The organism is Allosaccharopolyspora coralli (genome assembly GCF_009664835.1).
In the GTDB taxonomy this organism is placed as follows: domain Bacteria; phylum Actinomycetota; class Actinomycetes; order Mycobacteriales; family Pseudonocardiaceae; genus Allosaccharopolyspora; species Allosaccharopolyspora coralli.
In genome coordinates this window covers 3,174,315-3,196,808 of record NZ_CP045929.1, presented here as the reverse complement: position 1 = coordinate 3,196,808, position 22,494 = coordinate 3,174,315, and the positions used below count along the sequence as shown (strand labels likewise).

The 22,494-nt window shown below is 68.2% G+C and carries 22 protein-coding genes; 12 read left to right on the top strand and 10 right to left on the bottom strand.

The window, feature by feature from the left end:
• Positions 1–368 precede the first annotated feature (368 nt).
• The gene (locus tag GIY23_RS14990) at positions 369–1,343 is read left to right on the top strand and encodes a TerC family protein (RefSeq protein WP_187352173.1); all 975 of its coding nucleotides are present in this window, start codon (positions 369–371) and stop codon (positions 1,341–1,343) included.
• Between the two features lie 120 nt (positions 1,344–1,463).
• Here GIY23_RS14990 and GIY23_RS14985 read toward each other — a convergent pair whose 3' ends face one another.
• Both GIY23_RS14985 and GIY23_RS14980 read right to left on the bottom strand, forming a co-directional pair.
• Positions 1,464–2,117 (bottom strand): RES family NAD+ phosphorylase, encoded by a 654-nt coding sequence (locus GIY23_RS14985; protein ID WP_187351893.1) that lies wholly within the window; start codon positions 2,115–2,117, stop codon positions 1,464–1,466.
• A 75-nt stretch (positions 2,118–2,192) separates the two neighbouring features.
• Positions 2,193–2,777: a DNA-binding protein gene (locus tag GIY23_RS14980; RefSeq protein WP_154077227.1), complete on the bottom strand. Its 585-nt coding sequence runs from the start codon at positions 2,775–2,777 to the stop codon at positions 2,193–2,195.
• A gap of 235 nt (positions 2,778–3,012) precedes the next feature.
• On the opposite strand from GIY23_RS14980, the gene GIY23_RS14975 reads away from it, so the two are divergent.
• The 5 genes from GIY23_RS14975 (at position 3,013) to GIY23_RS14955 (ending at position 7,340) form a co-directional block, all read left to right on the top strand.
• A complete protein-coding gene (locus tag GIY23_RS14975; RefSeq protein ID WP_154077226.1) occupies positions 3,013–3,771 on the top strand; it encodes an SDR family oxidoreductase in 759 nt (252 codons plus the stop codon).
• Positions 3,768–4,544, top strand: a complete 777-nt coding sequence (locus GIY23_RS14970) for an SDR family oxidoreductase (protein WP_154077225.1) — start codon at positions 3,768–3,770, stop codon at positions 4,542–4,544. Before GIY23_RS14975 ends, GIY23_RS14970 begins: the two co-directional genes overlap by 4 nt.
• Before the next feature lie 86 nt (positions 4,545–4,630).
• A complete protein-coding gene (locus tag GIY23_RS14965; protein WP_154077224.1) occupies positions 4,631–5,239 on the top strand; it encodes a TetR/AcrR family transcriptional regulator in 609 nt (202 codons plus the stop codon).
• 36 nt (positions 5,240–5,275) lie between these two features.
• Positions 5,276–6,262 carry an NADPH:quinone oxidoreductase family protein gene (locus tag GIY23_RS14960; RefSeq protein WP_154077223.1) on the top strand — a complete coding sequence of 329 codons (987 nt, stop codon included), beginning with the start codon at positions 5,276–5,278 and terminating at the stop codon, positions 6,260–6,262.
• Positions 6,263–6,401: 139 nt separating this feature from the next.
• Complete coding sequence (locus GIY23_RS14955) at positions 6,402–7,340, top strand: alpha/beta hydrolase-fold protein (RefSeq protein ID WP_187351892.1); 939 nt, start codon at positions 6,402–6,404, stop codon at positions 7,338–7,340.
• Between the two features lie 217 nt (positions 7,341–7,557).
• On the opposite strand, the gene GIY23_RS14950 is transcribed toward GIY23_RS14955, so the two are convergent.
• The 4 genes from GIY23_RS14950 to GIY23_RS14935 form a co-directional block, all read right to left on the bottom strand.
• Positions 7,558–8,010 carry a MaoC family dehydratase gene (locus GIY23_RS14950; RefSeq protein WP_154077221.1) on the bottom strand — a complete coding sequence of 151 codons (453 nt, stop codon included), beginning with the start codon at positions 8,008–8,010 and terminating at the stop codon, positions 7,558–7,560.
• A gap of 144 nt (positions 8,011–8,154) precedes the next feature.
• Entirely contained in the window at positions 8,155–9,363 is a 1,209-nt protein-coding gene (locus GIY23_RS14945) for an acyl-CoA dehydrogenase family protein (RefSeq protein ID WP_154077220.1), read from the bottom strand.
• 1 nt (position 9,364) lies between these two features.
• Entirely contained in the window at positions 9,365–10,381 is a 1,017-nt protein-coding gene (locus tag GIY23_RS14940; protein ID WP_154077219.1) for a phosphotransferase family protein, read from the bottom strand.
• Positions 10,378–11,034 (bottom strand): HAD family hydrolase, encoded by a 657-nt coding sequence (locus GIY23_RS14935; protein ID WP_154077218.1) that lies wholly within the window; start codon positions 11,032–11,034, stop codon positions 10,378–10,380. Before GIY23_RS14935 ends, GIY23_RS14940 begins: the two co-directional genes overlap by 4 nt.
• 425 nt (positions 11,035–11,459) lie before the next feature.
• On the opposite strand from GIY23_RS14935, the gene GIY23_RS23245 reads away from it, so the two are divergent.
• Genes GIY23_RS23245 through GIY23_RS14920 form a run of 4 tightly spaced genes read left to right on the top strand, consistent with a single transcriptional unit; the run spans position 11,460 to position 14,261 of the window.
• Positions 11,460–11,588 (top strand): hypothetical protein, encoded by a 129-nt coding sequence (locus tag GIY23_RS23245; RefSeq protein ID WP_267313225.1) that lies wholly within the window; start codon positions 11,460–11,462, stop codon positions 11,586–11,588.
• Positions 11,581–12,828, top strand: a complete 1,248-nt coding sequence (locus tag GIY23_RS14930; RefSeq protein WP_154077217.1) for a putative T7SS-secreted protein — start codon at positions 11,581–11,583, stop codon at positions 12,826–12,828. Before GIY23_RS23245 ends, GIY23_RS14930 begins: the two co-directional genes overlap by 8 nt.
• Before the next feature lie 30 nt (positions 12,829–12,858).
• A complete protein-coding gene (locus GIY23_RS14925; protein WP_154077216.1) occupies positions 12,859–13,638 on the top strand; it encodes a hypothetical protein in 780 nt (259 codons plus the stop codon).
• Positions 13,635–14,261, top strand: a complete 627-nt coding sequence (locus GIY23_RS14920) for an SMI1/KNR4 family protein (protein ID WP_222850170.1) — start codon at positions 13,635–13,637, stop codon at positions 14,259–14,261. Before GIY23_RS14925 ends, GIY23_RS14920 begins: the two co-directional genes overlap by 4 nt.
• Positions 14,262–14,279: 18 nt before the next feature.
• Here the strand turns inward: GIY23_RS14920 and GIY23_RS14915 are convergent, their stop codons facing one another.
• The 4 genes from GIY23_RS14915 to GIY23_RS14900 form a co-directional block, all read right to left on the bottom strand.
• Positions 14,280–15,182 (bottom strand): TIGR03619 family F420-dependent LLM class oxidoreductase, encoded by a 903-nt coding sequence (locus GIY23_RS14915; protein WP_154077214.1) that lies wholly within the window; start codon positions 15,180–15,182, stop codon positions 14,280–14,282.
• Positions 15,183–15,346: 164 nt separating this feature from the next.
• Positions 15,347–16,891, bottom strand: coding sequence for a GMC family oxidoreductase (locus GIY23_RS14910; RefSeq protein WP_154077213.1), 1,545 nt, complete (start codon positions 16,889–16,891; stop codon positions 15,347–15,349).
• The gene (locus GIY23_RS14905; protein WP_154077212.1) at positions 16,888–18,462 is read right to left on the bottom strand and encodes an APC family permease; all 1,575 of its coding nucleotides are present in this window, start codon (positions 18,460–18,462) and stop codon (positions 16,888–16,890) included. Before GIY23_RS14905 ends, GIY23_RS14910 begins: the two co-directional genes overlap by 4 nt.
• A 149-nt stretch (positions 18,463–18,611) precedes the next feature.
• On the bottom strand, positions 18,612–20,096 hold the full coding sequence (locus GIY23_RS14900; protein WP_154077211.1) for an aldehyde dehydrogenase family protein: 1,485 nt from the start codon (positions 20,094–20,096) through the stop codon (positions 18,612–18,614).
• A 357-nt stretch (positions 20,097–20,453) separates the two neighbouring features.
• On the opposite strand from GIY23_RS14900, the gene GIY23_RS14895 reads away from it, so the two are divergent.
• Both GIY23_RS14895 and GIY23_RS14890 read left to right on the top strand, forming a co-directional pair.
• Positions 20,454–21,056, top strand: a complete 603-nt coding sequence (locus GIY23_RS14895; protein ID WP_154077210.1) for a TetR/AcrR family transcriptional regulator — start codon at positions 20,454–20,456, stop codon at positions 21,054–21,056.
• Between the two features lie 268 nt (positions 21,057–21,324).
• Complete coding sequence (locus tag GIY23_RS14890) at positions 21,325–22,332, top strand: coiled-coil domain-containing protein (RefSeq protein WP_154077209.1); 1,008 nt, start codon at positions 21,325–21,327, stop codon at positions 22,330–22,332.
• The last annotated feature ends 162 nt before the right edge of the window (positions 22,333–22,494 follow it).

The following is a 22,494-nucleotide window of genomic DNA, read 5'->3' as shown; positions in this document are numbered from 1 at the left end:
GGGGACGACCGGGGTCGGCCCCGCGGGGCAGACGCTATGAATCAGAAATCAAAGAGCAACCGGACGTGATACGCACCGCGTGACCTTCCGGGCCGCGGGATCGTGCGGCTCATCACCTCGAGTGGAGATCGTTCCGGTCGATCAGGAACAATCGCCGAGGCTGTGGAGGGGAGTACTCCCATGCGGCGGCATCGTCATCACGGATCGTGCCTGGTCGGACCGGGTTCGCCCCCGGTGTCGCCGGCCGGTCGGACCGGTGGAGGAGACCTCCGGTCCCGGCGCACGCCCTGAACCGGAGGTGAACGATGGGTGCCCCGACGACGGTGCCGTTGCAGAGCACGGCACTCGCCCAGGCACAGACCGACACGTTGAACGTGTCCTGGTGGGTCTGGGCGGCCACGCTGGCGGGACTCGCTGTCCTGCTGCTGATCGACCTGGTGATCGTCGATCGCAAACCCCACGAGGTGTCGACCTCGGAGGCCGCCAAGTGGGTGGTCTTCTACATCGGCTGCGCGATCGCGTTCGGCCTCGGGGTCTGGTTCTTCGGTGACGGGCACTTCGCGATCGAGTACTTCACCGGCTACATCACCGAGTACTCCCTGAGCGTCGACAACCTGTTCATCTTCATGGTGATCATGTCGGGCTTCGCGGTACCGGCGATCCACCAGCACCGCGTGCTGCTCATCGGCATCGTGCTCGCGCTCGTCATGCGCGGCATCTTCATCGCCGTGGGCGCCGCCCTCATCGCCCGCTTCGTGTGGATCTTCTTCATCTTCGGTGCGTTCCTGATCTGGACCGCGTTGTCGATGGTGCGCAACAAGGACGACGAGGACGACGATCCGGAGAACGCGGTCGTACGGTGGGTGCGCAAGCTGTTCCCGGTCACCGACGACTACCACGGCGCCAAGAGCAGCGTGAAGATCGACGGCAAGCGCTACCTCACCCCGATGTTCGTGGTCATCGTCGCGATCGGCAGCGCCGACCTGTTGTTCGCGGTCGACTCGATCCCGGCGATCTTCGGGATCACTCAGGATCCGTTCCTGGTCTTCGCTGCGAACGCCTTCGCCCTGATGGGGCTTCGACAGTTGTACTTCCTGCTCGGCGGCCTGGTGAACAAGCTCGTCTACCTCTCGACCGGTCTCGCCGTCATCCTCGGGTTCATCGGTGTCAAGCTGATCATCCACGCGTTCCACGAGTACCACCTCGTGCCCGAGTGGCTGGAGATCAATAACTGGATGTCGCTGGGCTTCATCGTGCTCACCCTGGCGATCACGACCTATCTGAGTCTGCAGAAGTCCAAGCGCGACGCGCAGCAGGTCGAGTCCGGAACCGACCAGGGCTGACTTTCGGCCGACACGGCCCCGGGGCCCGAGTGGTTCCGGGGCTTCGTGCTCGCAGGAACCCCTCACCCTTCCCCGGCTGGTCACGTATGAGGCGTGCCCTACGGGCGCACACGTGCCGGCTCAGAGCAGCGTGTAGCTGAGTTCCTCGCAGACCCTGCCGAGCGGCACGTCCAGGCCGGGGTGGTCGAGCGGCAGCAGCACGTCCGGTGCTTCGGGCATCGCGTCGGCCGAAGGCGGATCCCAGAGGCACAGTGACGGGTCTCCGCCGTCCATCGACGAGCAGTACCAGACGCCGTCGAGTTCGGGATGTGCGGCACGGATCGAGCGCGCCCACGCTTGCGTGCGTTCCTTCGGCCCGCTGCTGATCGCCTGCGACGCGCCCGCGCGGGTGGGCCAGAGCCCGGAGAGGTCGAGCAGTCGCAGCGTGCGTCTCGGCCGGAAAACCACCAGGTGCGGACTCCGTGAGGACCGGTCGACGGTGGACGTGGCTTGGAAGACCTCGGCGACGCAGGTTCGCACCGACAGCGAGAAGTACAGCACCCCGTGTTCCCTGGTGACCGAGGGGCCGCCCCGGGAATTGGGCAGGTGCGGGTCGAACCGTGCGTGCGGCAGCGGACCCGCGTAACGGAAGCTGTCCCACTGCTGCGGGTGGTTGCCACCGGTGGTGAACACGCGGACGAGCCGCGTCCCCGCCGGAACCGCGATCACGTCCTCGGTCCGGCGGAGCAACGCCTGCAGCGCCGCCGGGGCCGGCGGCTGGGGGAGCCGTGCCAATGGATGTCCTGGTCTGCCGTGCGTGGAAGGTTCCGCTCCGGCCGGGGCAGCCGGGGGTCTGGGTGTCGAGCGTTCCTAGGCGGGGGTGCCGAGCATCGCGGCCTGGGTCGCCACCCGTTCCGCGCTGCCGCCCGCCATCAGCCACTCTCTCGGGGACACCGGGCGGTCTCCGAGTAGCAGGTCGTCCTGCGGAGTGGTCATGAACTTGGCGAGCACCAGAGCGGGCTGGTCGATCGGCACCGCCAGGAGCACGCTGTCCAGGCCGGGGAGCACGTCGGCATCGGTGAACTGCCACGCGGGCAGCCGCCAGCCACCGCGATCCTTCCATCCGACGAGTCTGCCGGAGCCGATGCGGTGGCGGATGCGACTGGTGTCGACGCCGATCCGGGCGGCGGCCTGGTTGACCGACAGGGCGGTGTCGCGCATGACCGCCTGTTCGGCCACCGTGCGCGCACGGGCGTCGTGCTCGTCCGCGTCGACGGGGGACAGGTCGAGGCCCACGTCGGCGAGTGCGGCTCGCTCGGCGCTGCTGAACTGGGTCGAGGGTTGCTGCTGGGCGGGGGTGAGCTTCTTGGCCGCGTCCTCGACCAGGCTGAGGAACTCGGTGGCGGTGACCCGCAGTCCCGCCCTGGCCAGCACGGTTTCCAACGCGACTGTCATACCCACAGTCTAGCGGCTCGGCGCGCGAAACGTGCGCTTTCGTGCGCCGGATGAGTGTCGGTCATGTCACCGACCGTGCTCGTGCCTGCAGCCGCCCCGACTCGTGTGCCGAGGCGGGTCGCCGCGCGGGGGGTTGACGACGCTCTCCCGAACCGCGTTGACTGCACGTACCGACTGGTCGGTCTTGGGCGTCGACCGGTCCGTCCGGCACCGCGTGGGAAGGGACCACATCCACATGGACAAGCGTTTCGACGGGCAGGTCGCGATCGTGACCGGATCGAGCCGGGGCATCGGGTACGGCATCGCCGAGCGCCTCGTCTCCGAAGGAGCGCAGGTGTGTCTCACCGCGCGCAAGGACGGGCCCCTCGACGAGGCGGTAGAGGCGCTGGGCGGCGCCGACCGGGCGCTGGGCGTCGCGGGCAAGGCCGACGATCCCGATCACCAGGCCGACACCGTCGCGCGCACCCTCGACACGTTCGGCCGGGTCGACATGCTCGTGAACAACACCGGCATCAACCCCGCCTACGGCCCGCTCGTGGACCTCGACCACGGTGTGGCGCGCAAGACCTTCGAGGTCAACGCACTCGGCGCACTGTCGTGGGTGCAGCAGGTCCATCGCGCGTGGATGGCCGAGCACGGCGGCACCGTCCTCAACGTCGCGTCGGTCGCGGGTAAGCGTCCCGCGCCGCACATCGGCTTCTACGGCGCCACCAAGGCGATGCTCCTGTCGATCACCCAGCAGCTCGCCCTCGAACTCGGCCCCGACATCCGGGTCAACGCACTGGCGCCTGCCGTGGTCAAGACGCGGTTCGCGACGGCCCTCTACGAAGGCAAGGAGGAGGACGTCGCCGCCTCGTATCCGTTGAAGCGGCTCGGTGCGCCCGACGACATCAGTGGAGCCGCCGCGTTCCTGCTCTCGGAGGCCGACGCCGGCTGGGTGACCGGGCAGACCCTGGTCCTCGACGGCGGCCTCACGCTGACCGGCGGGGTGTGACCGTGGAACTCACCGGCAAGGTCGTGCTCGTCACCGGCGCTGCCCACGGCATCGGCGCCGCACTCAGCCGTGCCTTCGCGGAGCGCGGCGCACACGTCGTTGCCGGTGACCTCGACGCCGAGGCGTTGCACGGCCTCTGTGCCGAGATCGGAGCGCAGGCGGTCGCCGGCAACGCCGCCGACGCGCAGGACGTCGGCAACCTGGTCGACACCGCGCTCGCCGAGCACGGGCGCATCGATCTGTTCTGCGCAAATGCCGGAGTGGACCACGCGGGCGGTCCGGAAGCGCTCGACGAGACCTGGGACCACGCGTGGGACGTCAACGTGATGGCGCACGTCCGCGCGGCACGGGCGGTTCTGCCGCATTGGCTCGAACGCGGCCAAGGGCGGTTCGTGTCCACAGTGTCGGCAGCCGGACTGTTGACCATGCTGGGGTCGGCGCCGTATTCGGTCACCAAACACGCCGCGCTCGCCTTCGCGGAGTGGCTGGCGATCACCTACGCCGACCGCGGCATCACCGTGCAGGCACTGTGCCCGCAGGGCGTGCGCACGGACATGCTGGCACGCTGCGGGAAACAGGGTCAGCAGATCCTCGCCGACAGTGCCGTCGGGGTCGAGACGGTGGTCGAGTCGGTGCTGGAAGCCCTGCAGGACGACAGGTTCCTCATCCTGCCGCACCCAGAGGTCGCCCGGTACTACGCGGCCCGTGCCGGCGACCCGGACAAGTGGCAGGGCTCGATGCGCAAGTTGCAACGCATGCTCGACGCGGGCTGAGAGGTCCCTCAGTCCCCAAACGCCCTCTGCGACCGCCGCGGTGGCGGTGACCTACGACGAATCCTGGGACACGACGGGGAGAACCGATGGCACGAGCAGCGAACGCGGGCACCGACTCGGTGCCGCAACGCCTGCTGGCTGCGGCGACGACACTGTTCGCCGACCACGGTTTCGAGGCGACCTCCGTCCAGCGCATCGTCGATGCCGCCGGCGTCACCAAAGGCGCCATGTACCACTACTTCGACTCCAAAGACGACCTGCTCCACGAGATCTACGCCCGAGTGCTGCGCGTGCAGACAGCACGCATGGAACAGGCCGTTGCCAGCACCGACCCCGTCGACCGGCGGCTGCACGCTGTCGCGGCCGACGTCGTGGTCACCACGGCGGACAACCTGGACGACACGGTCATCTTCTTCCGCTCGATGCACATGTTGCATCCGGACACCCAGGCCGAGGTCCGGGCTCAGCGGCGGCGCTACCACGAACGTGTCCGTGAACTCGTCGAGGAAGGCCAGCGCGCGGGCGTGTTCCGCGACGACAAGCCCGCCGACCTCGTCGTCGACTACTTCTTCGGCTCCGTCCACCATCTCGGCAGCTGGTTCCGGCCGGACGGGGAATGGACTCCCGAGCAGGTGGGCGAGCACTTCGCCGATCTGCTGCTGGACGCGCTCCGATCGCCGTCCCCTCGTTCCTGATCCCGCGACCCACACGAGACCCCGGAGGTCGTCACCGTGTACGCATGGCAGCTCACCGAACTCGGTTCCCCCCGCGACGTACTCCGCCTGGTGGAGATCGACCGCCCCGAGCCAGGACCCGGCCAACTCGTCGTCCGGGTACTGGCGAGCACCGTCAACTTTCCCGACGTGTTGCTGTGCCGGGGCGAGTACCAGGTCTCACCCGAGCTGCCGTTCACGCCGGGCGTCGAACTCTGCGGCGAGGTCGTCGAACTCGGCAGCGAGGTCTCCGGTGTCTCGGTCGGCGATCACGTGATCGGTGGGGCGGCCCTGCCGCACGGCGGTTTCGGCGAGTACGCGGTGATCCAGGCCGATCGAGCGTTGCCCGCTCCCGAGTCGCTCTCGCCCGCCGAGGGCGCCTCGCTCTACATCGGATACCAGACCGCGTGGTTCGGGCTGCATCGCCGGGCCGGGCTCAGCGAAGGCGAGACGCTGCTGGTGCACGCCGCCGCCGGTGGTACGGGCAGCGCGGCGGTGCAACTGGGCAAGGCTGCCGGATCTCGGGTCGTCGCGGTCGTGGGTGGGCCGGACAAGGCCGCCATCGCACGGGAACTCGGCGCCGACGTGGTCGTGGACCGGCACCGGGAGGATTTCGTCTCGGTCGTCAAGGACCTCACCGGCGGCCGGGGTGCCGATGTGGTGTACGACCCGGTCGGCGGGGAGACGTACACGCGCTCGACGAAGTGCATCGCCTTCGAAGGACGGATCCTCGTGATCGGCTTCGCCGGAGGCACCATCCCGACGCCCGGGCTCAACCACGCCTTGATCAAGAACTACTCGATCCTCGGGCTGCACTGGGGGCTCTACACCGAGCGTGCCCCGCAGGCGGTCGTACAGGTACACACCGAACTGCGCCGCCTCGCCGCCGAAGGGGCCGTCCGGCCGCTGATCAGCGAGAAGGTCTCACTGGAGAACCTCGCGGACGCCGTCCAACGGGTCGGTGACGGGCACACCGTCGGCCGGGTCGCGCTGGTTCGCCAGTAGCCGCACGGCGGCGACCGCGTGCCACGTCCACCACGCGGTGCCCGGTGAGTTCGGGTGGCCCGGTAACGTGGGAGCGATGGGACGCGGCCCCTGCGGTCGCGTCCGCAGTGTGCGAGCCGGTCACGAGAGCGAGAGGCACGTGCGAGACCGAACAGTCGGACGTCGGCGGTTCCTGGCCTGGGCGGCCGGGCTCGCCGCCGGTGGCGTCGCCGCCGGGTGTTCCGCGCCCGCCGCGGCACCGGGGCCGCAGGCCACGCCGCCGCTGCGCCTGCCCGCTCCCGAGATCTGGCCACCTGCCGAACCCGCGCCGCAGATCACCCCGGAGAACACGCCGACGACGATCACCGAGTTGGTGTACTCCGAGTTCCGGCAAGCCTCCGTCGGACTGACCGTCACTTACCCGTCCGGGGTAACCAACACCGAGAACCTGCCGATGGTGCTCTCGCTGCACGGTCGTGACGGGCCGGTGCCGACCGCGACCCCGTTCGGCACGCTGGCCGCGATGGAAAGCGAGTACCAGGCGGGCACGATTCCCGCGTTCGGGTTCGTTTCCGTCGACGGTGGCTACAACGCCTACTGGAACAACGGCTCGCTCAACGGCGAGCTCATGAGCATGATCCAGGACGAGATCCCACGGTGGCTGCTGGAACGCGGGCTCGGCGAGGCCGGAACCGGCCTGCCGTACGCGTGCGTGGGCTTGTCCACCGGCGGGTTCGGCGCTGCCTGTTACGCCATCGAACGCAACCGCCGCGGGATTCCGCTGGAGGCGGTGGGCCTGCTCGCCCCGGCGCTGATGACCGACTGGAAAGAGGTCGAGGTCCGCCAGGCCTTCCCGTCCGAGCAGGTGTGGCGCAGCCACGACCCGCTGCTGCGTCTCGACGAGCTCGGCGACGTCCCGGTCGCGGTGTGGATCGGGGACAAGGACCACTTCTTCGACGGGACCATGCAGCTCGTCGCAGGGCACGAGAACACGCCCGTCGTGACGATCCTGCCGGGAGCACACGACGGCTCGGTATTCGACGCGACCGGCCTGGAGGCCGTCCACTTCCTCAGCCGCGACAAGCCCGTCGAGGGCTGAACCCCCGCTCGGCAGGGAGGGTTGGGCACACCGCGAGGAGTCTTCCCGCCCGTACGCAGAGCGGCCACCGGCGGGTTCTCACCTCGCGGCTGGCGAGGACAGCGTCGACGTGGCGTAGGTGGCTACTCGATGTCGACGATCCCGCAGTCAACCGCGAGGTGAGGTTCCGCTACTGCAACCACACACGCAGCCCAACCCGCACACCCTCCAGGTCATGTCAGAACATGAGCCGGGTGAGCACCTCGGCCACGCACGCGGGCTTGTCGGCGCCTTCGGCCTCGACGGTGGTCGCGAAGGTGAGCTGCACACCACCACCGGTGTCCACCACGTCGGCGAGGGTGGTGTGCGCGCGGACACGGGAACCGACCTTGACCGGGCTGGGGAAACGCACCTTGTTCAGCCCGTAGTTGATGCCCATCGTGACGCCGTCGAACCGGTAGATCTGCCAGTTCAGCGCCGAGACGAGACTCAGCGTCAGGAAACCGTGCGCGATGGTGCCGCCGAACGGTCCCTGCGCCGCACGCTCCGCGTCGACGTGGATCCACTGGTGGTCGTGGGTGGCGTCGGCGAAGGTGTCGACCTGATCCTGGGTGATCTCCATCCAGTCGCTGCTGCCGAGCTCCTCACCCTTGGCGGCGTGGAGTTCCTCCGGACTGCTGAACACGCGCATGTAATGCTCCTTGGTGTCGGCGTGCGGGTTGATCTGTTCTGGTGGTTGTGCGGCGGAATCTCACCTCGTGGCTGGCCACGCGGGAGCGTCGACATCAGGTAGGGAACTACCCGGACCACCGAGCAACGCTTCTGACAGGAGTTCTCAGCGGTACTTCTTCAGCTCGCGGCGCGCCAGCGACCGGCGGTGGACTTCGTCCGGACCGTCCACGATGTGCAGCGTGCGTGCGTGAGCGTAGAGGTTCGCCAGCGGCGTGTCCTGGCTGAGTCCGGCCGCACCGTGGGCCTGGATCGCCCGGTCGATCACCCACGTGACCATCTCGGGAACCGCGACCTTGATGGCTTGGATCTCGGTGTGCGCGCCCTTGTTTCCCGCGGTGTCCATCAGCCACGCGGTCTTGAGCACGAGCAGCCGTGTCGTCTCGATCCGCACCCGCGCCTCGGCGATCCACTGCTGAAGCACGCCCTGCTCGGCCAGCGGGGTGCCGAAGGCGACACGATCGCTGACACGCCGGCACATCAGTTCCAGCGCCCGTTCGGCCATGCCGATGGCACGCATGCAGTGGTGGATGCGGCCGGGGCCGAGGCGCGCCTGGGCGATGGCGAACCCCTCGCCCTCCCCGGAGATCAGGTTCGACGCGGGCACGCGGACGTCGCGGAACTCGATCTCGGCGTGGCCGCCGTGATCGCCGTCGGTGTAGCCGAACACCTGCATCCCGCGTTTGACGTGCACGCCAGGCGTGTCCATCGGCACCAGGATCTGGCTCTGTTGGCGATGACGTTCGGCGTCCGGGTCCGTCTTGCCCATCACGATCAGGATGGCGCAATTCGCGTTCATCGCCCCGGAGGACCACCATTTGCGTCCATTGAGGACGTAGTGGTCGCCGTCGCGTTCGATACGTGTCTCGATGTTGGTCGCGTCGGAGGAGGCGACCTCGGGCTCGGTCATGCAGAAGGCGGACCGGATCTCGCCGTCCAGCAACGGTTTCAGCCACTGCCGTTGCTGCTGTTCGGTGCCGAACATCGACAGCACTTCCATGTTGCCGGTGTCCGGAGCCGAACAGTTCATCGCCTCCGGCGCGAGCCTCGGGCTGCGGCCGGTGAGCTCGGCCAGCGGGGCGTACTGCAGGTTCGTCAGTCCTGCCCCGTGTTCACCGGGCAGGAACAGATTCCACAGATCACGGCTGCGCGCCTCGGTTTTGAGGTCCTCGACGACCGGCGGCGTGGCCCACGGGTCGTCGGAGCCGTCGATCTGTTCGGCGAGCACCGCTTCCGCTGGGTAGACGTGCTCGTCCAGGAACCGTGTGATGCGCGTCCGGAGTTCCTCCGTGCGCTCGTCGTAGGCGAAATCCATGTCAGTCCTCTCCGATCGTGGCCAGGCCCTGCGCGACGAGCGGGCCGACGAGAGCGCCGACGTGCTCGAAGCCGGAGCCGACGGTCTGCCCGTGGGTGTAGCGGTAGTGGATTCCCTCGAGGATCACGGCGATCTTGAAGTAGCCGAACCCGACATACCAGTTCAATGTGGACAGATCGGTTCCGATGCGTTCGGCGTAGCGGTCGAGCAGTTCGGATGCGGCGGGGAAGTCGTACTCCGGGCCGACACCCTTCGCGATCGGGTTGGTCGGCATCCCGGAGAAGCCTTCCCAATAGACCGCGAGCAGTCCCAGATCCGTGAACGGGTCGCCGATCGTGGCCATCTCCCAGTCCAGCACCGCGTTGATCTCGAGTTCGTCGCCGAGCAACACGTTGTCCAACCGGTAGTCGCCGTGCACGATGCCGGTGCGTGTGCTGGACGGAACGGTCTCGCCCAGCCTCTCGGCGAGATGGTCGATGCCCGCGATGTCCCGGCTGCGCGACGAGGCGAGTTGCTTGCTCCACCGGCGCACCTGGCGTTCCAGAAACCCCTCCGGCCGCCCGAAATCACCGAGCCCGACGGAGCCGGGGTCGATCGCGTGCAGGTCGGCGAGGACGTCCACCAACCGCATCGACACGTCCCGCCGGTCCGCCACGGCAAGCTTCTCGGTCTGCTCCGGGGTACGCAGGACCGTGCCGCTCACGTGCTCCATGACGTAGAAGGGCGCACCGAGGACGTCGGTGTCCTCGCACAGGGAGAGCGTCTCTGGCACCGGGACGGCGGTGTCGTGCAGCGCGCTCATCACCCGGTACTCGCGGGACATGTCGTGGGCGGTCGCCAACACGTGCCCGAGCGGCGGCCGGCGTACCACCCACCGGCGGTCTCCGCCGGAGACGATGTAGGTGAGGTTGGAACGACCGCCTTCGATCAGCTCGCCGTGCAGGGGCGGCGGCTCGAAACCCTGCGAGTCCAGGTAGCGACGCAGTGCGGTGAGGTCGAGTCCGGGAAGATCGCTCATGTGGGCTCCAGGGGCAGCGCTGTCAGGGCCGCGAGCGCGGCCGTCGTGGACGGGGCGTCGGTGTGCAGGATCGTGTGCATGCCCAGGGCTTCGGCGGCCTCGACGTTCGGGCGGGCGTCGTCGACGAACACGGCGCGCCCGGGGTCGACTCCGAGCTCGTCGAGAACGAGCCGGTAAATCCGCGGGTCCGGTTTGCGCAGGCCGACTTCACCGGAGATCACCGTGCACTCGAACAGTCCCTCCAGCAGATGCCACGGATAGGCGGCGCCCCAACTGTTCGACAACAGCGCGGTGCGCGTGCCGTGCTCGCGCAGTCTCCGGACGAGATCGAGCATCGGCTGCTCGACCTGGTTGTGGGCGAAGAGCCTGCCGAGTAGCCCGTCGGCCTCGACCTTGCCGCCGTCGACGGTGCGCAGCCGCTCGGCGAGGCGTTCGTTGAACTCCTCGACCGGCATCTCGCCGGTTTCGAGCAGGTGGACCGGGGTGCCGGACGGCGCCTGGCGGGACATCCACTCCTTGATGGCGGCCGAGAACGTGCCAGGGTCGATGCGCTCCGCACTGGTCCATGCGCGGATCATCTCGCGTCCGGAGGTCGTGAGCACGCCCCCGAAGTCGAAGACGGCGGCTTCGACCCGAGCGGTGACGGGAATCATGGACAGCACCGTACCGACCAGACGGTATGCCCCGCCAGGGGTCGGCCGGGTCCGGTTGTCTGCCGACGAGGTGTTGTCGAGGGCGCGCGGGATGATCTGCGTGGGCGGTTCGGGCGTGGGAACCGCATCTGGTTGGTGTGCGTAGGCGGCAGGAGACCTTCGGCGCACTGGGCCCGGCCGGCCCCGCGAGGCGCTTTTCGGCATTCCGGTGATCTCGGCGGGCTCTGACGGCTATCGTGTGATCGGCGAACCGACGGTGCCGTAGTGGAGGAGCGTGTGGGCGCTGGGGACGCCTTTCGCGTCGACAGCAAGGAGTACGACGGCTTCCTGATGGCCTACGTTGACAAGAGCGCGTGAGTCTTTGTGGTTGCTATAGCCACTAAAAGGGCTCACGCGATCTTTGTGGCGGCGTCGACGGTCAGGACATGTCGCAGCGGATGATCGACGCCGCAGGCGCCTACATTCAGGCAGACACGGAGAACGAACGCAGGCTGCAAGGCTTCTTCGACGGTGTGGACGATCCCGGCGCGGCGGCGATCGAGCGCGATGGCTGAGCTGGGAGAGACCACCGAGCCGAAACAGCTGGTCCAGGGCGAGCCGTCTGCGATTCGCACCTCGGCACAGACCTTGACCGAGTATGGTGCGACGTTCATCGAGATCGGGAACGGGTTCCGGCGCCTGGATGCAGGCGGCTGGCAGGGTGAGGCCGGGGACGCGTTCCGGCAGCGTTTCGCAACCGAGCCGCTGAGATGGATCAAGGCCGGAGATGCCTTCCAGGACGCCGCCCGGACCATGCAGGATTACTGTTCCACCCTGGAGTGGGGGCAGGCGCAGGCGGGCGAAGCGATCCACGAGTACGAGGCCGGGCAACGCGCCACTGAACGCGCCCGAACCGAATACGAACGCACGCCCACGCCACCAGGTACCCCGTTCGACGACCCTGGTGAGCCTCAACGTCAAGCCGCCCGCGACAGGCTCCGGCGGGCTCGTGATCAGGTCGATGACGCCGGGCACCGCGCCGCGTCGGCGATGAAAGCCGCCCAGCAGGACGCACCGGAGAAGCCCACGTTCCTCGACGAGATCGGCGCTGCGCTCAGCGGAGCGGTCGAGACGGTGGGCGACGTTCCCGGCAACCTCGTGCACTACGCCGTGGACGGGTTCGGCAACGCCGTCGACGCGGCAGGTACGACGGCGGCCGGTGTTGTCGGCGGAGCAGGCGCCGTGGCCGAGGGAGCGCTCGACCTGGTCGGCTTCGACGATGCCGCCGCGACGGTGCAGCAATCCGCCGACGCGCGGTCCCACTCCCTGCTCGACGGCACCAACCGAGCGGCCGAGGGCGTCCGTGAAGCGGCGGACGACGCCGCCGGAGCTCTCGGTGCTGAGGATCCTCCCGGCTACGGCGACTACCTCCCGGACACGAGCCCGCAGCCGGTGATCGTGAAGAGCGAGAAGTACCCGGACTCGGCGCAGCACATCGAGGAAGCACAGGCGGGGTTCATCTCGCGGGGGCGTGACCCGATTGAGGAGACGGACCCCAAGCCTTCGGATGTCACGATCGACAAGGAGAACGTTGATATCAATCGGCGCGAAGCGCTGCGCGGCATCCCGACCCGTGGCAGCGAGAACCTCGACCGCGACGAGTACCCGCCGGCGATGTTCGCGGAAGGTGGCGAAGGTAGTTCGGTGAAGTTCATCCCTGCCAGCGACAATCGCGGTTCGGGGGCCTCGATGAATGCCCAGATCAGGGCCCAAGAACTCGGACGCGGCGAGCAGGTTCGCATCCTGGTCGAGTAGAGCCGTGTTGAGCGACGATCGGAGCTGAAAGTGCTGCAAGGCGATCTGGACAAGCTGTTTGCCATCGCACGGATGGATGGCTCGGCGGACGAGGTGTGGCCCGCTGCGGCCGCCGCCATCGACGTGCTGTGGTGGCAGGAGCGGTTCGCCGCCGTTCGCGCACTCGCCGAGGAAACCATTTTCCGATTTCATGACACTCCCGGCACGCTTTTCGATCACCACATTCCGTTCAGTGAGGCGGTACTGATCGGAGCGGCTGCCTCCGGTGACGAACCGAAGAGTGCGCTGGCGCGTGTAAGTGAGGTCGTTCCGGCAGGTACGGTTCTGGGCACACGGTTGAATTGGCTCGAAGGAAAGCTGTGGGAAAGGCCGCCGCACAGCTTGGTCACCGGCCTCGACACCGACCTCTACAGCCCCCTGCGGCCCAAGTCGCTCCGTACTGTCGACGCCGAACTCGCCGACCGTGACCCGGTTGGCTTGACAACGAGCGAACAGCTGGAGCTGTGGGGAGCCGCGCGACGTTGCAGTGAACCGCATATCGCCTTTCGCCTATATGACAGTGGATTCCCGCCCTTCGAATGGCCGACCGTGTTCTGGCTCGCCCGGCAGTTGATCAAGTTCGACCGCACACGCGATGCCACCGCCGCTCTGCTGGAGTCGCTGCATCTCTGGGGTTCCGAAGAGCCTTGGCACGTGGCGCCGAACGGGGTCATGCTCCAACCTGACATGCGTGAGGCAGTCACACCGGAGCTTCGCGACGCGGTCCTCGCCGCCGTGGACATTTCCCAGGTTCCCGGGGTCCGATCGTGACCTCGCCGCTGCGGCACCTCGTTTCCGGGGCCCGTGGCCCGGCCGGGTTGCGGCGCTCGGTCGATCTCGGTGCCACCGCAGGGATTCTCGGTGAACTCGGGGGTCTGTTGAGCGCCGTGAACGGGTTCTCCGCGTGCAACGCGGGAATCCAGGTCTTCCGTGCCGGAACGCCCGGCCTCGGGCCGGAGCTGAGCCAGTGGAATCACCCGGAGATGTGGAAGAACACTTACGGCGGGATCGCCGACGGTCTGTTCTGCTTCGGACAGGATCTCTTCGGCGTGCAGTTCGCCGTCCAGGACCGCACGACCGTGGTGGCCTTCGACTCCGAGACCGGGCGGATCACGCCGCTGGGCACGACCCTCGAAGCCTGGGCGGCATGGCTGCTCGATGACGTCGACGTCCATGGCTGCCGCGCTTACGCGACGGCGTGGCAGGACCAGTGCGGGCCGTTGGGACACAGCCAACGGCTCGTTCCGTGGCGACTGTTCGCCCTCGGCGGGACCTACGACTTCGACAACGTCACCGCCAAGGATGCTGCCCGCTGCATGCGCATCCGTGGCCCGCTGGCCCGACAGATCCACGAACTCCCCCAAGGCACCACCATCACCCTGGCCTCCGGCTGACCCCGCGCGGGATCCGGTTCAGGCGCAGGCAGCCCGGATCCGCTGGGCCGCGTCGAGCAGCTCCTCCGGAGTCGACGTGGTGAACTGCAGGTCCACGAACGCGTCGGCGATTCCGAGCGCGGCGAGCCCGCGAAGATACTCGCCGATCTCCTCCACGGTGCCGCGATGAGGGCCGCCGCCCTCACCTGCGTGGTCGGTCAGTTCGGCGTTCACCCGGATCACCGAGCGCACCGCAGCCGGATCACGGTCGGCGGCGCGAGCATGCTCAGCGATGTCGCCCAGTACCGCTCGGAGCATCTCCACCGGCATCGGTACGCCGAGCCACCCGTCGGCGCGGCGACCGATGCGACGGAACGCGGCCGGGGACACGCCGCCGAGGTAGACCGGTGGCGGGTGCTGGACCGGTTTCGGCTGGAAGGTGCCCGGGCTGATGGTCCAGAATTTGCCCTCGAACTTCACGGGGTCCTGCGACCAGAGGGTTTCGAGGACGTCGAGTGTCTCGTCCAGTCGTGCGCCGCGTTCGTGCCACGGCACACCGGCGGCGTCGTACTCGTCGCGGCACCACCCCAGCCCGAGTCCGACGAGCAGACGACCGCCGCTGAGCTGGTCGATCCCTGCGAAGGACCGGGCGAGCTGCATCGGCGAGTACAGCGGGGCGTTGAGGGTGCTGGAACCCAGCAACGCCCGGGAGGTGTGACTGGCGGCCAGCGTCAGCGCGAGCACCGGGTCGATCGACGCGCGGAACAGCTCCGGCATCCCTCCGCCGCCCGGGTACGGCGTGAGCGGATCCAGCGGCGCGTGGAGCCGCTCGCCGACCCAGAGGCTCTCGTAGCCCATCCGCTCCGCTTCGGCCGCGACGGTGCCGATCAGCGAGGGGTCGGCGAAGTGTCCGAGCTGCGGGAGAGCGAGACCGAGACGCATGATCCGCATAGTAGAACGTCCCCACCCACCACGGGACTCCCGCGCCCCGAGGCGAACGGCACTTTCGCCTCATCAGACGGGGCGAACGGCACTTTCGCCTCATCAGACGGGGCGAACGGCACTTTCGCCTCATCAGACGGGGCGAGAGTGCCGTTCGCCTCAGATCAGTGGGCGTCTTCGGTGAGCATGTCGGCGCACTTCTCGCCGATGGCCATGGTGGTGATGTTCGGATTCACCGCGACGAGGAACGGCATCGCCGAAGCATCCGCGACGCGCAGTCCCTGCACGCCCTTGACCCGCAGCCGTGCGTCCAGCGGGGCGCTCGCCCCGGTTCCCATCGGCACCGAGGCCGCCGGGTGGTACACGGTGTTGTGGGTCTTGCGGAGGTAGTCGGCGATCTCGTCGTCGGTCCGCACGTCGTGCCCTGGGTGCAGTTCGGCTCCTGCCCAGTCCCGCATCGCAGGCTGCGACACGATCTCACGGGCGAGCTTGATGCCGTGGGTCATCACACGAACGTCGTGCGGGTCGGTGAAGTAACGCGGATCCACCGCGGGCTTGTCCCGGAAATCCGGTGTCCGCAGCCGAACCGTGCCGATCGAGCGGCTGCGGGTCACGTTCGGGGTGAGGCAGAAGCCGTTCTCGGTGGTCGGGTAGCCGTGTCGTGCGGTGTGCATGTCGAACGGCACGGACCCGTAGTGGAACATCAGGTCCGGCCGGTCGAGACCGTCCTCGGTGGTGGTGAAGATCCCGATCTCCCACCATTGCGTCGAGTCGGTGACCATCGGTTGCTTCGCGTCCCAGCCGATGACGCCCTCGGGATGGTCCTGGAGGTTCGACCCGACACCGGGGGAGTCGACCAGAACATCGACTCCGGTCTCGCGCAGGTGCTCGGCAGGACCGATCCCGGAGAGCATCAGCAGCTTCGGCGTGTCGATGGCACCGGTGGAGAGCACGACCTCCCGCCGCGCGCGGATCTGTCGACTGTGGATCTGATCCGGGCAGAGGTAGTCGACGCCGACCGCGCGGGTTCCGTCGAAGGCGACGCGCCGAGCGCGGACGTCGGTGCGGACATCCAGATTCGGGCGGCGACCCATGATCGGGTGCAGGTACGACACCGAGGACGAGGAGCGGGTGCCGTCCTCGCGCGCGTTGATCTGGAACCAGTTCGCACCATGCGTCACGGTCCGCCCGGAGTTGAACTCCGTGCGGGGAATCCCCGCTTGTTCGCAGGCTTCGAGCAGCGCGACACCGGACGGGTCCCGAGGCGGGACCGAACGGATCGTCACCGGGCCGTTGCGACCGTGGTGGTCGCCGGGTCCGTCGTTGGTCTCCAACCGCTTGTACAGCGGGAAAATGTCCTTCGCGCCCCAGCCGGGGAGGCCCGATGCTTCCCACTCGTTCAGGTCTTCGGCCGGAGCCCAGAAGGCGATGCAGGAGTTGTGCGACGAACAACCCCCGAGCACGCGGGCGCGGGCGTGACGCATGAACGAGTTGCCCTGTTCCTGCGGTTCGACGAGGTAGTCCCAGTCATAGCCCGACTCGAGCAGCTCCATCCAGCGGTTCAACTCCAGAATCGCCTTGTCGTCCACATCGGACGGTCCGGCTTCGAGGAGGCAGACGGTGACGTCCGGATCCTCGGAGAGCCGTGCCGCGACGGCGGCACCGGCGCTGCCGCCGCCGACGACGACGTAGTCGAACTGTTCGATCACGAGGTTCTCCCATCGGTCGCGGCCGCGGGCTCGGACGCCCGCGCCTCGGGGGCTCTGGCTGCGTGCTCGCTGAGCACTCCGATCTTGTGGCGCTGCACGAACCAGTAGTACGCGAAACCCGCCGCTGCTGCGACGCCGACGAACAGGATCGAGCTGTACTGCAGGTACCAGTGGTAGGGCGGTTCGGCGTTGTAGACGGCTCGGCGCGGCCACGCGAGGTTGGTGGTCATCCCGACGCCCCACAGCACGGCTGCGATGTTGACCGGCATTCCCCACTTGCCGAGTGAGAAGCGGCCCTGTCGCCGGGCCAGCGCACGCGAGTCCGACCACCTGCCTCGCAGTCGCGCGACGAGCATCGGCACCGTCACCAGCAGGTACGAGATGTAGATCAGGATGATCGCCAGGCTGGTGACGGCGGTGAAGATCTGCGGCTGTCCGAAGTTGACGATCAACAACGCGATCGCGAACACACCGATGAGCACTGCGGGTACGACCGGCGTCTGGAATCGGGGACTCACCCGTGCCAGTGTCGAACCGCCGGGGAGCGCGTTGTCCCGCGCCATCGCGAAGGCGATCCGGATCGCAGCGGTGTGCACGGCCAGCACGCACACCGTGATCGCGACGAAGACGACGAGCAGGAACATGCGCCCCACGAGCGGGCCCAGTGCGTCGGTGAGTACGAACTGCAATCCGGCGGAGGTCAGCTCCGGCGCCGAGAGGTCGCGGGCCGCCATCAACGCCAGCAGGATGATGAGCCCGCCGAGCACGAAGGACGCGACGAGCGACCGCAGGATCGCGCGCGGAGCGTTGCGGCGCGGATCGATGGACTCCTCACCAAGCGAGGACGCCGTGTCGAACCCGTACATCACGTAGGAGGAGGCGATGGCAGCGACGAGGAACGCGCCCAGGTAACCGCCGTTGTCGGCGTAGGCCGCCTCGGTGCCTTGGGTGTCGAGCACGACGTCGGGGCCGCGGGTGGCGGCGACGGCGAGGAACAGGATCAGCAGAACAGCGGCGACGAGCTCGATGGCGACACCTGCGGAGTTGATCCGCGCCATCAGTTTCACGCCGTAGGCGTTGACGAGGGTGGTGAACACGATGAGGGCGCTGGCGAGCAGAACGCCGTTGGCGGCTTGCTCGGTGCCGCCGGAGCCGTCTCCGATGACCTGGAACGCACCCCAGATCTGCGGCAACGTCTTCTGGTAGGCGAGTGCGGTCGCCGCGATCGAGACGATCGAGGCGAGCAACATCATCCAGCCTGCCAGCCACGCGACGTGCTGGCCGCTGAGCTTCTTGGACCAGTTGTAGACGGATCCGGCGATGGGATAGTGCGAGGCCAGCTCGGCGAAACTCAACGCCACCATCAACTGCCCGAGGAAGACCATCGGCCAGGACCACCAGTAGGCGGGTCCGCCGAAGGACAGACCGAAGTAGGACAGTTGGAAGGTGCCGGTGAGCACCGAGATGTAGCTGACGCCGGCGGCGAAGGTGTGGAAGCCGCCGAGAGATCTCTTCAATGTGTTGGTGTAGCCGAACTCGCTGAGCTCGGCGTCGCCGTTGGGCGCGCTCATGCCCGTACTCCTTTCCCGGCCGCACGCGGGCGGCCGGGTGGTTGTGCGGATGGATCGCGCGACGCAGACGGTCGTTGGCTGCGGGCGCGTGCGGGCCGCCGGTGGCGGCCGGGGACGCGGGGGCGCGACGAGCGGCCCCCGCGATCCCGTCACGTCCCGGAGAACCAGTGTTGCGGTCCGGGACGGAGGTTCTGGTGGACGTGCTTGGCTTCCTGGTATTCGCCGAGTCCGGCACGGCCGAGTTCGCGCCCGACGCCGGACTGCTTGAACCCGCCCCACTCGGCCTGCGGCAGGTACGGGTGGAAGTCGTTGATCCACACCGTTCCGTGCCGGAGCCGGTTCGCGACGCGTTGTGCGCGGGCGGGATCGGAGGTGAATATCCCACCGGCCAGGCCGTAGTGGGTGTCGTTGGCGATGCGGAGCGCGTCGGCCTCGTCGGTGAATCGTTCGACGGTGAGTACCGGCCCGAACGATTCTTCCACCACGGCGCGGGATTTCTGTTCCACGCGATCCAGGACGGTGGGCAGGTAGTAGTGCCCGTCGGCGAGCGCAGGGTTCTCGGCGCGTCGGCCGCCCGTTCGCACCACCGCGCCGTCCGCGACGGCGTCCTTGACGTAGGTGTCGACTTTCTCCAGGTGTGCGGCGGAAATCAACGGTCCGGTCTCGGCGTCGGGGTCGAACGGCCCACCGAGCCGGATCTGCTCGGCGCGGCGCACGACCTCGTCGACGAGGCGATCGGCGATGCCGTGCTGGACCACCAGCCGGGATCCGGCAGAGCACACTTGGCCGGAGTGCAGGAACACCGCCATGAGCACGTGGTCGACGGCGGTGTCGAAATCGCTGTCGTCGAAGACGACGACGGGGTTCTTGCCGCCGAGTTCGAGAGCCACCTTCTTGACCGTGGCCGCGGCGCTCGCCGCGACGCCGCGGCCGGTGTGCAGGCCGCCGGTGAACGAGACGAGGTCCACGTCGGGATGCTCGGCCAGCGGCGCTCCGGCTTCGGCTCCTGCGCCGAGCACGAGATTGCCGACCCCGGCGGGCAGCCCGGCCTCGTCGAGCGCCCGCATCAGCAGAATCGCCGTGCTGGGGGTGAGTTCGCTGGGCTTGAGCACGAAGGTGTCGCCTGCGGCGATCGCCGGAGCGACCTTCCACGCGACCTGCAGCAGGGGGTAGTTCCACGGCGTGATCAGGCCGCACACCCCGACGGGTTCGTAGTCGACGCGGCTGATCGAGTCGGGGCTGCCGGTGTCGACGACGTGTCCGGCATCGATTCCCGCGAGCTTTCCGAAGTAGCGGAAGCACGCGGCGATGTCGTCCATGTCGTATTCGCTTTCCACCAGGCGTTTGCCGGTGTCGCGTGACTCGGCGCGGGCGAAGACGTCCTTGTCCCTGGCGAGGATGTCGCTGACCCGCAACAGCAGGTCCCCGCGTTCCCAGGCCGAGGTCGCCGCCCAGTCCCCGGCGTCGAAGGTGCGGCGGGCGGCGGCGATCGCGCGTTCGGTGTCGACGCGGTCGCCCTCGTCGACGGTGACGACGTGGCTGCCGTCGGCAGGACAGTGAATCTCGCGGGTGCGTCCGGCGTCTGCGGTGCCCCACGCGCCGTCGATGAACAGCGTCGGGTCGTGCTCGGGCATGGCGTCCTCGCTCGGTCGTGTTCGCGGTCGGCCCCTGACGGGCGGCGTGGTCGAGGCCGGGTGGCGGTCCGCCGCAGACGGGTGTGTCGGGTGTCCCACAAGATGCTCAGTGTGCGGTGGTCGAGCGCTGGGGGCTCGTCGGTCTCGACGCCACGGTGCGCCTGAGTCGGAACCCTAACAGCGGACGTGTACAAATGTACACATACTCGTGAATGTCGATCTTTTGTGGTTGCGTGAACAGTAGAAACGCCGTGTGGTGACGTCGGCCGCACCGCTGCGCCGCTCGTGGCAAGGTGGTACGCGCGTACTGTGATCCGCGATCGAGTCGCGGAACGGCGAAAGGGGTAGGCCGCGTCCATGGCGAGCATCGGAGACTCGGCCGCGAGCACCGCGGCGGGACGCACCGCTGCGACCGGCAGGCGGGATCCCGCCCGGCGGGAGCGCATCGCGCGCGCGGCGATCGACGTCGTCGCCGACCGAGGCATCGACAAACTCACGCACCGCGCCGTCGCCGCCGCTGCCGGCGTTCCGCTCGGCTCCACGACCTATCACTTCGCCACGCTCGACGACCTGCTCGCCGTCGCGCTGCAGTACGCCGCACAGGACGACATCACCCAACTGCGGGCGTGGTCCGAACGGCTCGGCGGTCCGCACGACCTGCCCTCCGCGCTCGCCGATCTCGTGCTGCACTATCTCGGCCCCGAACGGACGAGCACGATCGTGCAACACGAGCTCTACGTCGCCGCCATGCACCGGCCCGCGTTGCGGGATGCGAGCACCGCGTGGGACGACGCGCTCGTCGAACTGTTCACCGCACACACCGACCGGACCACCGGACGGATGGTCTCGACGATCTTCTGCGGATTGCTCCTCCAGGGGATGGTCCGGGAATCGACGCCGGGACGAGATGAAATCGAAACCCTCGTCCGGAGGGCGCTCGGTCCAGTGCTGGAACGCTGATCGACCTGCGCTTTGTGCCGTTCAGCCGGGATTTTCGGGTGTTCGGCGTCCTCGTCACGCCTGATGTCGAACAGTTGATCTCACGCTCCCGGGCGAGGAACATGACCGGCGTCACCACTGCGCAGGTTCCGCTCGACGCCGGAGACTCGCCGGCAGGCTCCGTCGCTCGGCGCTCACGCGGTCCCGTGCAGGAAAAGAAAGTGCCGCGTCGGGGCGTGGCTCGCTCCCAGCTCGTCGAAGCTGTGATCAACCAGAGTGGGGTGAGACCGTGAGGCATCACGAGGACCGTGAACTCGTACCGCTGAAGTCGGATTTCGATGTGATGTGGCGGGGATACCGCCGATCGCAGGTGAAGTTCTACGTACAGCAGACCGAAACCGAACTGCGCATCCTCACCGAGGATCGCGATTCCGCGTTGAGTCAGGTCGCCGATCTCACCGGTGAGCTGGAAGAGGCTCGCGCGGAGATCGAGTCGTTGCGCGAGCAGCTCGACCGGATCAGCAGGGACCCCGTCGACGTGGACGGCCTGTCCGAACGGATGCGCCGGATGGTGCGTCTGGCACACGAAGAGGCGACCGAGATCGTGTCGTCCGCCCAGGCCACGGCCGAACACGAGTGGGCGCGGTCGGAGCAGGCGGCAGCCGAACTCCGTGGCCGCTACGAGAAGCTCGTCTCCGACGCGGACGCGTGGCGCGTGCAGCAGGAGAAGCAGCGCGAGGAAGAGTTCCAGGAGATGCGTCGGCAGGTCGAGTCGATGGCGCAGGAAGCCGAGCAGCGACGCCGCAGGCTCGACGCGGAGGCAGAGGACCGTCGCACGAAGATCGAGGACGACTTCGAGGTGTCCATGCATGCCCGGCGGGAGGCCGAGGCGCAGGCGCTGACGGAACGGGACCGGGCGAGCCGGGACGAAGCCGAGCGGCGCGTCCTCGCCGCCACCGCCGAGGCCGAGCGTCGGATCCGGCTCGCGGACGAGCACGTCGCCGCGATGCGGATGGTCCGTCAAGACGTCGCCGAACGGGTGCGGCTCGCTCAGCAGATGCTCACCGAGGCGGAACCGCTGGTCACGGCCTCGGAGTCCGGGACCGACTCCGCCGAGGCCGAGGAATACGCGGCAGCGAGCCTGCGCCACGGCCACGCCGCGCCCTGGACGGACGACGCCGAGCACGCTGTCGCCGTACCTCGGCAGCGCGCGGCGCAGGCGAACGGCGACCCCGAGGAGGAGGCGCAAGCCGATGAAGCCGGCGTGACGGCTGCGGAGAGCACGTCCACAAGCTGAGCGCCTGTTTGTGCTCTTGTTCTGATGCCCGTCGGGGCATGGTCTTGCGTGCTCAGCCCGAGCACGGTGAGAAGCTCCGGTGTTCCAGGTTGTCGCTGGTAAGGCCGGGGTCGCCGCTGCGTACGTGCTGGTAATCGAGGCGACCCCAACGTCGCGAGCGGC